Origin of the sequence: Mammaliicoccus lentus (assembly GCF_002902755.1) — a bacterium.
GTDB classification, from domain to species: Bacteria; Bacillota; Bacilli; order Staphylococcales; family Staphylococcaceae; genus Mammaliicoccus; species Mammaliicoccus lentus.
Map to the genome: position 1 here is coordinate 60343 of NZ_PPRS01000008.1, position 11188 is coordinate 71530.

Consider the following 11188-nt stretch of genomic DNA (forward strand, 5'->3'; position numbering starts at 1 on the left):
TTGAGTACACATACTGAAAGCTTAACTAAACAAGTATTTACGTTTGTTTCGAAATTATATGAACATGGGGTTGATGATGTCGTAATCAGTCCCGGATCTAGATCAACACCTTTAGCGATAGCTTGTGAAAGACATCCACATATTAAAACGTGGATTCACCCTGATGAAAGAAGTGCTGCATTTTTCGCTTTAGGTATTATTAAAGCAAATCAGAACCCTGTTGCGATAATCTGTACTTCAGGAACAGCGGCTTCGAACTATACACCAGCAGTTTCTGAAGCGTATATAAGTAAATTACCACTAATCGTTGTAACAAGTGATAGACCTCATGAACTAAGAAACATTGGTGCACCACAAGCTATTAATCAAGTAAATATGTTCCAAAACTTCACAAAATTTCAAATAGATATGCCTTTAGCAGATGAATCTGAAGGTACTATTAATACAATAAATATTAATATGATTAAAGCTGAAAAACATTTTGTAGGTCCACAAAGAGGGCCAGTGCATTTTAATTTTCCGTTTAGAGAACCATTATTACCGGATGTTAAATTGAGAAGATATCTATCTTCAAAAAGAAAAATAGAAACGAAGTATCAGAAGTCTATTGATTTTACAAATGTTCAAAATTATATTGAAAAACCTAGAGGTGTAGTTGTAGTAGGAGATACTCAAGGTCAAGATTTATCTCAAATATTGACTTATTCTGCTATTCATAACATACCGGTTTTAGCTGATCCTTTAAGTAATTTAAGAGGTTTGAATCATCCAAACGTTATCGCAACATACGATGCATTGTTTAAAGGTGGTTTAAGTATCGAACCACAATTTATTATTAGAGTGGGACAACCAGTAGTTTCTAAACAACTTAATAATTGGTTGAAAGAAGTTAAATGCCCTCAGATACTCGTACAAAATAACGATACACCAGATGCTTTTCCAAAAGTTCCAACAATTTCAGTTGAATTGAGCCCAAACGATTTCTTTAGACAAGCTCAAGATGTGACACCAACACAAAATAAAAATTGGTTGAAAAAGTGGCAAGCTATGGAGAAAGAAGCACGCGCGTTAATTGAGACGCATATTGAAGAAGAAGCTGACGAAGGTGCAGCAGTAGGAAGCTTATTGAAAAAAATGACTTCTAAAGATACTGTGTTTGTCGGCAACAGTATGCCAATTAGAGATGTAGATACATTCAATATTGATTCAAAAGCTGAAATTGCAGCAAATAGAGGCGCTAATGGTATAGATGGTGTTGTATCAACAGCGTTAGGTATGTCTGTTTATAGAAAAGTGACACTGGTTATAGGAGACATCTCATTTTTCCATGATATGAATGGATTAATTATGAGCAAAGCTTATGATTTAGATATTACGATTATTTGTCTCAATAACAATGGTGGTGGGATATTTAATTACTTGCCACAAAAAGAAGAAGCACCAGAACATTTTGAAAAATTATTCGGTACACCGTTGAATCTTGACTTTCAGCATGTTGCGCATTTATTTGAATTAGGTTATGAAAAATTTGAAAATGTTTCAGATTACAAACGACAAACATTACCTCAATTCGGTTCATATTTATATGAAATTATGACAAATCGACAAGAAAATACGGAAACACATCGAGAATTATTTGGCAAAATGAAAGGTATTCAATATGTTAACTCATTACGTTAAAGGTGAACTGAATACAGATCAGCCAACACTTATTATGTTACATGGTTTTATTAGTGACCATACGACTTTTCATTTAGTAGAAGATAAAATCGTAAATAATGATATCAATATTATTGAAATTGATTTACCTGGTCATGGACAAGATAAATCTAGAATAGATGATGAGTGGAGTATGCCTTTTATAGCTCAACAATTGTTAGAAGTTATAGAATATTATAATTTAAATCAAGTGTTCTTACACGGTTATTCTATGGGAGGTCGTGTAGCGCTTAGCTTTGCTATTCAACATCCACAAGTATTAAAAGGACTTATATTGGAAAGTGCTAGTCCTGGTATACAAGATAATGACGAGAAACAGAAACGTATTGAAGTTGATAAAAACAGAGCGCAATTAATTAGTGAAATAGGCGTGACTGAATTTGTAAATGAGTGGGAGCAATTACCACTTTTCAATACTCAAAATCATCTGGCTTCTGAGGAACGTAAAAGAATCCGTAAGATGAGATTATCTCAAAATCCAAAAGGGCTTAGCAAATCTTTAATTGATTATGGTACTGGATCACAAATATCATATTGGGCAATGTTAGATCAGTTACAAACTCCAGTATGTATAATTGTTGGTTCAGAAGATGAAAAATTTATAAATATTGGTTCGAAAATGAATAATTGCTTTAAAAATAGTGAATTACACATAGTAAAAGAAGCTGGGCACACAATTCATGTGGAACAACCAACAAAATTTGATACAATAATAGTAGAATTTATTTTAGGAGGCACATTATGTCAAGACAATGGGAAACGATAAAAGAATATAAAGAAATTAAGTACGAATATTTTGAAGGTATTGCAAAAATTACAATTAACCGTCCAGAAGTTCGAAACGCTTTTACGCCATTAACAGTAAACGAAATGATTGATGCATTCTCAAGAGCAAGAGATGATGAAAGAATAGGTTCAATTATCTTAACAGGTGAAGGTGACTTAGCATTCTGTTCAGGTGGAGACCAATCTGTGCGTGGTCACGGCGGATATGTCGGAGACGACCAAATCCCTCGTTTAAACGTATTAGATTTACAACGTTTAATCCGTGTTATTCCTAAACCAGTAGTAGCAATGGTTAGAGGATATGCAATCGGTGGTGGACATGTATTACACATCGTTTGTGACCTTACAATTGCGGCAGAAAATGCAAGATTCGGTCAAACAGGACCAAAAGTAGGTTCATTTGATGCTGGATATGGTTCAGGTTATTTAGCTAGAATCGTTGGTCATAAAAAAGCTCGTGAAATTTGGTTCTTATGCCGTCAATATGATGCACAAGAAGCGGTTGATATGGGACTTGTAAATACAGTAGTACCTTTAGAGCAAATAGAAGACGAAACAGTACAATGGTGTCAAGAAATGATGGAACATTCACCAACGGCTTTACGTTTCTTAAAAGCAGCTATGAATGCTGATACAGATGGCTTAGCAGGATTACAACAATTCGCTGGCGATGCAACATTATTATATTATACATCTGATGAAGCAAAAGAAGGCCGCGATGCCTTTAAAGAAAAACGTAAACCAGACTTCGACCAATTTCCTAAATTCCCATAATATATAAAATAAGCATATCACTTTCATACTGAAATAATCAGTTAAGTGATATGCTTATTTATTTTGATTTAGTATAGTTTATTCATAATTATTAATATTTTAATAAATGTTTCTTAATTACATGCTCTATTAAATATGGTATTTCTTCAAATGCACTTTTAGTATGGATTCTTTCCGTTACTTGGTGGGCATCTTTACCGATTGGCCCAATATTTAATACAGGAGCACTTATCTCTTTAATGTCATGAAATGGAATGAAATACGATTGATTGAAATTTGGTGTTTGTTCAATATAGCTTTCAAATCCATCATCATCTTGTCTATATTTTGCGTAACTTAAATCACTTATGCCATTAAAGAAATACTGTCTTTTAGATGTTCTATCGAATTGTTCTAGAGACTTTTGGCTAACCGTTTCAACAATTTCATCTATGAAAGAATCTTCTGATGAATGTGCCGCTGGATAATAGGGCGGTGCGAAAAATGTTATTACAGTTGGCCCAAGGTTTTTTAACATATGCATTAGTTGGTCCGCAATTTCGATTGCTTGTGCCCGTTCATCACTTATTTGATTAATAATTTGCTCAATAATTAAATTAACGTGTGCCTCTCCAAATTCTTCAATAGCTGTTAATTTTAACTCCTTAAAAGTCATTATATTAATATTAATTTTTCTAGATTGACCTTCGTTTTTTATAATATTTTGATAGGTTTCTTCGCACTCTTTTACTGCTTTTTCAACGATGCTATTAAAAGTCTTGAATACATCTTCAGCATTTTTATTAAATAAGAATATATTATATAAAGCAACTGTTCTAAATGGTGTTTGTACATCATAGTGTTCTTTAATATCACGACTCATTAGTGAGACTGGTAATGGTGTCGTTTCTTCTTTATATTCTTCTTTAAAAGTAGGGTTATATTCCATTTCATTATTTATAAAACTTTGAATATAATTAGAGCTTAAACCTTGTGTTGGTTGACCTACATGAGTCTCTTTACCGTAACAGAGAACAGATGGCATTATTTTTCCAATCGTACCAGAATAAATATAGTGGTTGGAATCTTTTTCAGCTTGAGAGAAAGTCGGTTCACTATTTAAATGTAATTCAAATTCTAGTTGATCTTCTTTTCTTAATTGATTTAATTTTTCTACAGCTTTTAACATCCCGAGAGAACCAACTTCTTCATCAGGTACTGATACTACAATTATGTTGATATCCCAAGATTCATATATAGCTTTTTCTAAAGTTGACATATGTATCATAAGACCAGGTTTCATATCCATAGAGCCACGACCAAATAAATAATCGCCAGTCTTGATATCTTCTTTAGCATCCTCAGATAAATATTTATCATTTTCTTTAAAAATTTCTGTAAGTTTATCCATTTCAAATGCATGCATTTTATATTCGCTAAAGTCATCAATACCAACTGTATCGTAGTGACTAATACATATTAAGGTCTTCTTTGAGTTTGGTGCTTTATAATAAACTAATACTGCATTTCGACCATCCCCAGTCGGTTGCAGTATAATTTGGTCTTCTCTTGATTTAAAATAATCTAGTTTTAAATATTCATTCTTTAAAAAATAAGGAAATGTTTTTTCACCTTCAGAATGTGTAATAGAAGCATGGCTCACTAATTTTTTTAGTAATTTTTCTCGTTCCTTACTTGTTTGCCATAATAAATTCATAAAAATCCAACCCCTTTAAGATAAATCTTGTATCATTTTTTCCAATCTATTAAGTCCTTCTTCTAATGATTTAAGGTCATAAGCGTATGAAATTCTAATATAACCTTTTCCTATATGTGTAAAAGCTGAACCTGGAACAACAGCAACATGATACTCCTCTAAAGCTTTTATACAAAAGTCATAATCATCTATACCAAAATGTGAAATTTGAGGGAAGATATAAAAAGCTCCTTCAGGTTTTTCTGATAAGACAAAACCTATTTCAATTAAACGATTATAGACATAATCACGACGTTCAATGTAAGCTTTATTCATTTCTTTAGGAGAATCAATACTGTGTGTAAGTGCTTCTATAGCAGCATACTGACTCGGAACATTTGCACAAATACAATTATAAGCATGTACAAAAGTTAATTGTTTCATTACATATTCTGGACCTAATAAAAAGCCAATACGTAATCCAGTCATCGAATGAGATTTACTTAAACCGCCTAATAAAATACATTGATTTTTAATTTCTTCATATGATGCGAAAGATGTATGTTGATCATTAAATGTATTTTCAGCATAAATTTCATCACTAACCACATAAATTGGATGTTCTTTAAATACATCTACTAATGCTTCAACTTCATTTTTATGTAAAGTAATGCCCGTAGGATTATTAGGATAGTTAAGTAATATTGCTTTAGTTTTATCAGTAATATGAGATTTTACTAGTTCAGGTGTTATTTTTAAATTTGTTTGGGTAGTATCTATATAAACAGGCTTTGCACCAAGCAATTCAACTAAAGGCACGTAACCGGCATAAACTGGAGCAGGGATGAGTACTTCATCACCTTGTTCTATAATGCCCCTTAATGCAGTGTCTAGCGCTTCACTTGCACCATTTGTTACTAATATTTCATTCGTATTAAAATAAGCATTAAAACGGTTTTCATAATATGATTTTACAACTTCTCGAAGTTTCAATAAGCCTGCATTATGAGAATAAGAAGTAAAATTATGATCAATAGCATCTTTCATAGCTTCTTTAACACGATTTGGTACATGAAAGTCGGGTTGCCCGACTGTCAGATTTATAACATCATCAATTTCAGGTATACGGTTAGAAATAGCTCTTATTCCGGATACTTGAAGTTTTGATGCAAAACGGTTTAACGGTAATTGCATTTTTTTCACCTCTTCAAAACGATAATTTAATTATAACGGTAATATAGCTACAAATAAATGAATATAGCAAAAATTTCGAAAACGTATTACAATAAGAAAAACATTACAAAAAATGGGGATGTTTACAATGGTAGATTTAAGTAAAATGAATCAGCGTTTAAAATTATTATTATCTTTAGATATTTTTGAATGGTTACCTCATCCGACATTTGTATTAGTGCAAAATAATGAAGAACAATGGATGATAACTTTTGAAGAAGATTCGATACATATTAGTAGGGCAGAAGTACAATTACCACACTTTCATAGGTTTTATTTTGGACAAGACAATCAATTAATTAAACGTGCTCAGTTTCATATTAAATTTAAAGCTAAAGCTGAAATGTCATTAGATGAAAAACAATTTGTATCAGATTTTATGAGACCATCTGAGAAAAAAGAAAATCCAATCTTGTTTATACAATCAGAAACACCATATACACAAGAGTGGATTGATTACTTAACGTACTTGTTAAGTGCAGGATACGAGGTCTTAGAGAATATACGACGTAATAATCATCAATTAGCACCAATCACTCACAAGCATGTTCATATACCAGCTTATTTGTTAAATAGAGAAGAAAAATATATAGGTACAATATCTTATGAAACTTTAATAAGATAGTATACAAAAAGGATGTTTTCGCTAGTTTCTAGCGAAAACATCCTTTTTATTTTTAATTTATATTCTATTCTTTCTTTTTAGGTGGTTTTTTCATGTTTACAACTGGATTTGCATAATGTTTAACAAGATCAGTACTAAAGAAGTAAACAATTACAATAGTTATAGCGATGATTCCAATCCAAGCATATGGTTGTTCTATTAAAAACTTATCCCATGCTTGAGATCTGAACAGTCCAACGAATAATCCATGTAATAAATATATAAACATAGTTCTAGAACCGATGTATGTTAAAGATAGTTTTCGTTCAGGTATTAGATTCATAAAACTTAATGTTGAAACGAAAATAACAATATAAATAAATAGTCGTTTTAAGGCACTGTAAACAGTGACGTCACGATCAATTTCTGAATATGGTTTACTACCAAATAGCCATTCAAAATTATAATCAGTCATTAAATATGCAATAAAGATAACGATTAAACTTAGACAAGAAATCCAAAGATACTTTTTATTTCTTAGAATTATAGATTGCTCTTTATTAATATAATAACCTAATAAGAAAATGGGGAAGAACACGAAAGTTCTTGAAAGGCTTAATTTTGCATTAATAAAATCGAAGTATCCTACTAATAAACCTATTAAAATAGCAATAATAAAAGTAGCATATGGGTTGAAGTTTCTTACAAAATGTAAAATGATATGCCATGAAAATAGACTGACTAAGAACCACATTGCCCATTGAGGATCGAAGGGGCTAACATTTAATGTATCGTCTCTGTCTATAAAGTAATAATACAATCCATAAAAAACTTGGAAAATTAAATAAGGTAAAAGTAATTTAATAGTAATTTTCTTTATGTATCCTGGCTTACCAACACTTTTTGCAAAGAAACCCGAGATAAGTACAAATGCCGGCATATGGAAACTATATATAAACATATACAGTGCTTTAATTAAATGGTTATCGTTAATATAAGACCTTAATAAATGTCCAAACACCACTAGTACAATTAAGAAAAACCTGGCGTTATCAAAATAATGATCTCTTTCTTTATGATTTGTCATGAAAATACTCCCTTAAATCAAGTGTTTACGCTTTCTATGAAATGTAGATTATAAATTAAATAAGTTCAATGTACAAATATAATCTATTTTAAAATATAAAATCATCCAAATAAATGAGTCCGGAACATCAATAATTGTCCCGGACTTTATGTTGTATTGGCAGTAGCTGACTGGATTGAAAACACGCTTATATAAAGTTTTTCAACCCTAGTCATCCTTACCGAGGCGGGACACGAAATCTTTTTAAGAAAATGAGATTTCTGTCCCACTCCTCATGCTACTTCTATTGATTAAGATTTATATCGGTCAAAGTCGTAATATTCGCCATCAGTTTGAATTTGTTGGTAAAAATCACTAATACGCTTAGCATTAGAAGTAGAAAAATCTACGCCAGTCGCATATTGATGTTCACCTGGGTTTTGAGGATTAAAACGCATTTTATATAATGTATTTTGTCCTGCATTAATGTAGTTACTAGAGATAAATTGAGCTCCACCAAAAATAGCTTTGGATGGTGTATCCCATCCTGCTTGTTGAGCGTATTTAATACCACCGTATAAAGCATTGTCATCAATAGCACCTACACCAAACATATTATAATATTTAGTATCTGATTTTAAATCAACTTTACCATCAGAATTAATACTACCGCCTTTTGCTAAATCACTTGTGCCATTACCCGTTTCAAGAAGAGCGTGAGAAATTAAGTATATCTCGTTTACACCAACAGATTTTGCTGCTTCACTAAATGCTTCTCCTTGATTTTCTAATATACCTTTACCACGGAGTAATTCATTTAATTTAGATACAGGAATATTTTGAGATTGATTTAAATCTAAAAATTGATATTTTTGTACTGGATCGTCAATATATTTACTTGTGTCCATTGCATCTTTAACTTCTGCTCTAGTCGCTTTTCTAACGCCACTTGGTAACACTTTTTTAGGCTCTGTGCCATTTTTTAAAGCCATTTGAATATCTACAGCTTCATCAAGTGTATAAGGGCTTGTTGAAGATTTTGTTGAAGTTTCTGCAATTTGTAAGTATTTAGCATTAATCCATACTGTTTGTCCATTTAATATGCCTTTGTACCAAAGTTCATTGCCAATTTGTTGAGATGTAATGACTTTGAAATAAGCGTAGTGATAATTTTGTAATGAACCTAATAAGGTATTTTTAGAAGCATATGGCTCACTATAGAAATAACCAGTATTATCAGTGATTAAGTAATTTGTATAATTTTCTTGATAAGCGATTGGTGTATTATTTACAGTGCTAGCTTTAATTGCTTCTGTCTTTTTAGGTGTAACAGTTGGTTGAGTGACTGTTTTTGGTTTTGTTGCATTTTGTAACTGTACATCTTGAGATTTAACCCAACCTAATGGTATAGCATTGTTATCTTGTAATAAATAAAATGTTTGATTGTTTATTACTGATTGTTTACCAATTTTAAATGTTTTTCCTGCTTTATTAACAGCTGGAACAGTTTTGTCATTATAAACAGAAGTATATACACCAGAAATATTTTTGTTTACTGTTCCTACATAATTTACGCGTTCTGTATTGGCTGTATAATTTTTATTAGCTTGAGCAACCTGACTAGGCTTCGCAACTTTATTGTTAGTTTGAGCTGCTGGTTTAGATTTAACAGCAGTAGAAGCGGCTGGTTGAGTGACTGGTTTCGCGTTGTTAGTTTGAACTTTATTTGTACTTACAGTCGGTTTAGGCTTCACAGCTGTATTATTATTTTGAGCTACTGGTTTAGGATTAACAACACTAGAAACATCTGATTTACTTACAGGTTTAACGTTACTAGTTTGTTCTTTACTAGTACTTTCAACTGGTTTAGGTTTTACAACTGTATTATTTGGTTTTTGAGTTGGTTTAGGTTTAACAGAACTTTGTAATTGTACATCACTTGCTTTAACCCAACCTAATGGTGTTGAATTATTGTCTTGTAATAAATAAAATACTTGGTTGTTATAAGTAGATTGTTTACCAATTTTGAATGTTTTACCTGCTTTATTAGCAGCAGATTTTTGCTGATTATCATATACAGAAGTATATACGCCAGAAGCATTAGTGTTCACTTTACCAACATAGTCTACAACGATTGTGTTAGCAGGTTTTGAAACTACTGGCTTGCTAGGTTTGGCTTCAGGTTTAGTACTTGGCTTAGATACTACTGGCTTACTAGGTTTAGTATTAGGCTTAGATACTGTTGGTTTAGTACTTGGTTTAGATACTGTTGGTTTAGTACTTGGTTTAGATACTGTCGGGTTACTAGGCTTAGTAGTATTTTGGCTAGGCTTAGTAGTATTTTGGCTAGGCTTAGTAGTAGGTTTAGTTACTGGTTTAGTTGTTTCAGGCTTAGTAGGTGCTGTTAATAAACCAGTTTTGTATTGATATTTTTCCGTAACTAAGTCAACAAGTTCATCAAATGTATAATTATTCTCAGCAAACCAACCGTACGGATCACTGTGGTCTGTTCCACCTAAGAATTTAGATACAGCGTCGTGTGACCAAAGAGTACCAACGCCATCTCTCTCAGCACTATCTAATGATAATCCATAATAAGCTAAGTTCGTTGCAATATAATCTGCATAATTGTTAATAGAGCGAGCAAATCTATCGCTGCCATATACACGAACTAGTTCTACATGAATAAATCTTGGGTTTGCTTGTGCACCAGCACCCCATGCTAAATAGTCAGTAGGAGCTACTTCGATAATATTGTTATCATCTACATAAGCGTGTACGAACGCACTCTCATAATTATTTTTCATATAAGCAATCTCATTATGAATTGTAGAGTTAGGGTTTGCAGTTTCGTGAGCAACAATTCCTTCAGGTTTCCCAACCCCATTTCTATAAGGGATTTTTGGAATGTGGCTAGAGAAATCTTCTACATATTTAGGAACAGTATAGTTATTATTTCTTATTTGATTGTTAATTGATGAATTAACTGCAGCTTCATATTGAACATTAGCTGCTCTTACTTTAGGAGTACTTGGTGCATTTACAGCCGTTCTAAATTTAGTGCTGTTACTTTGTGGAGCAGCAGAACGTGACTGGATTTCCGCATTTTTAGAAGCAACTTTAGGTTCACTAATATTAGTCTCGTTGGCTTGATTAGTTTGGTTATTTTCATCAGATTCAGCATCATTAGAAGTATTATCTTCTTTAGATTGCTCTTTAATATTCTCGTTATTGTCTTGTTCTACGTCAGATGCATTATCTTCAGCAGAAACATTATCAGATGTAGCGTCATCAGAAGCATTGTCATCTTTCACTTGCTCTTGATCATTAG

General features: G+C 32.1%; 8 protein-coding genes. 4 read left to right on the forward strand and 4 right to left on the reverse strand.

Annotation, left to right across the window (positions count from 1 at the left end; genetic code table 11):
- The 3 genes from menD to menB are packed head-to-tail and all read left to right on the forward strand — an operon-like array spanning position 1 to position 3279.
- Positions 1–1680 carry a 2-succinyl-5-enolpyruvyl-6-hydroxy-3-cyclohexene-1-carboxylic-acid synthase gene (gene menD, locus CD135_RS04625; RefSeq protein ID WP_103268902.1) on the forward strand — a complete coding sequence of 560 codons (1680 nt, stop codon included), beginning with the start codon at positions 1–3 and terminating at the stop codon, positions 1678–1680.
- Positions 1661–2485 (forward strand): 2-succinyl-6-hydroxy-2,4-cyclohexadiene-1-carboxylate synthase, encoded by an 825-nt coding sequence (gene menH, locus CD135_RS04630; protein WP_070045523.1) that lies wholly within the window; start codon positions 1661–1663, stop codon positions 2483–2485. The genes menD and menH overlap by 20 nt, the downstream gene beginning before the upstream one ends.
- Positions 2458–3279: a 1,4-dihydroxy-2-naphthoyl-CoA synthase gene (gene menB, locus CD135_RS04635; RefSeq protein WP_174700893.1), complete on the forward strand. Its 822-nt coding sequence runs from the start codon at positions 2458–2460 to the stop codon at positions 3277–3279. The genes menH and menB overlap by 28 nt, the downstream gene beginning before the upstream one ends.
- Positions 3280–3370: 91 nt before the next feature.
- On the opposite strand, the gene CD135_RS04640 is transcribed toward menB, so the two are convergent.
- A complete protein-coding gene (locus CD135_RS04640; RefSeq protein WP_103268903.1) occupies positions 3371–4975 on the reverse strand; it encodes a M20/M25/M40 family metallo-hydrolase in 1605 nt (534 codons plus the stop codon).
- Positions 4976–4990: 15 nt separating this feature from the next.
- A complete protein-coding gene (locus CD135_RS04645) occupies positions 4991–6148 on the reverse strand; it encodes an aminotransferase class I/II-fold pyridoxal phosphate-dependent enzyme (protein WP_064204884.1) in 1158 nt (385 codons plus the stop codon).
- Between the two features lie 127 nt (positions 6149–6275).
- Here CD135_RS04645 and CD135_RS04650 point away from each other — a divergent pair, with 127 nt between their 5' ends.
- Positions 6276–6812 carry a hypothetical protein gene (locus CD135_RS04650; RefSeq protein WP_016999618.1) on the forward strand — a complete coding sequence of 179 codons (537 nt, stop codon included), beginning with the start codon at positions 6276–6278 and terminating at the stop codon, positions 6810–6812.
- A gap of 64 nt (positions 6813–6876) precedes the next feature.
- Here CD135_RS04650 and CD135_RS04655 read toward each other — a convergent pair whose 3' ends face one another.
- Complete coding sequence (locus CD135_RS04655; protein ID WP_064205415.1) at positions 6877–7878, reverse strand: acyltransferase family protein; 1002 nt, start codon at positions 7876–7878, stop codon at positions 6877–6879.
- A 290-nt stretch (positions 7879–8168) separates the two neighbouring features.
- Positions 8169–11188 (reverse strand): N-acetylmuramoyl-L-alanine amidase (locus CD135_RS04660; protein WP_219728816.1); only part of this gene is annotated, 3020 nt, incomplete at its 5' end.